The sequence below is a fragment of the Mesorhizobium sp. M0293 genome (genome assembly GCF_040321735.1).
Lineage (GTDB): Bacteria > Pseudomonadota > Alphaproteobacteria > Rhizobiales > Rhizobiaceae > Mesorhizobium.
In genome coordinates this window covers 1-1,063 of record NZ_JAMYSA010000290.1, presented here as the reverse complement: position 1 = coordinate 1,063, position 1,063 = coordinate 1, and the positions used below count along the sequence as shown (strand labels likewise).

The 1,063-nt window shown below is 63.0% G+C and carries 1 protein-coding gene; it reads right to left on the bottom strand.

What is annotated here, in order from left to right; genetic code table 11:
- A partial coding sequence (locus NKJ06_RS35520; protein ID WP_352812596.1) for an IS110 family RNA-guided transposase occupies positions 1–919 on the bottom strand: 919 nt, incomplete at its 3' end.
- Between the last annotated feature and the right edge of the window lie 144 nt (positions 920–1,063).

Genomic DNA, 1,063 nt, shown 5'->3' with positions numbered 1-1,063 from the left:
CGTTGCGCGCATCGCGTGCTTTTGCATTGAGGATGACCAGGAGTTTTCTGGCGAGTGCGATACGGATGAGCATTTTTGGCTTTCCCGCCTGTTGCAACCGTTGAGCGAAAGCTTTGAGATGAGGATCGAATTTGGCCACGATGGCTGCGACGATGAAGAGGATGCCACGCGGCCCGGCGCGTCCGCCTCGCACATGCCTGTTGCCGGTGCGCTTGCCGCTATCGTTGGCGAAAGGAGCCAGGCCTGCCAGCTTGGCGATGGCCTTGTTGGAGATGAGGCCGATCTCGGGCAGTTCGGCCATCAGACGGGCGACAGTGCGTCCGGCTACGCCCTTGAGCGAACGAAAGGCCCGCTCCAGCCTGGCCCACAGCGGATCGTCATCGATCATCGAGGCGATCTCGCCTTCCAGGCGCCGTTGCTCGCGCTTGAGGAAGGCCAGCGTCGCCTCGATGCTGGCGCCTACCTCGGCGTCGCGTGCGGCACTTCTACGCTGCTTGTTGATGGTCGCATCGCCGACAATCTGGCAAAGCCGGCCAACCAACGCGGTAAGCCGCTGTTGGGCAGCGCTTGGCGGTGGCGTCGGCACCGTGTTCTTGACTGCGCCGTAATGGGCGATGACAGCGGCGTCGATCCTGTCGGTCTTCTCAAGATAGCCCATCGCCTCGGCGAAACGGCGCACGCTCTTGGCGTTGACCACGCCGCACGGCATGCCGTGCGCCCACAAGAGCATGAACCCCAGCCGTTCATAGCCGCCCGATGCCTCCATCACCGCAAGGGCTGCGCCATGGCTGCGGCAGAACAGCCAAAGAGCTGCAATCCCCGCCGCATCGTTGGCGAAGCGCGCTGCCGCTCCGCCAGGCCGGACATGCGCGTCCAGCCAATCTTTCGAAACATCAACTCCACAAATAATCCTGTTCACGGTAACCTGCCTTGTGCGTACGGTTGGAACCAAGCGACTGTTCGGTCGTGCGTGACGAAGGCGAAGATCCCAAGCTCTCCCGCGGTTGTAACCTCAGGTGGTACGGGCGACTTCGCCAAGCCAAGGTCCGGGCGGCCGCCCGGA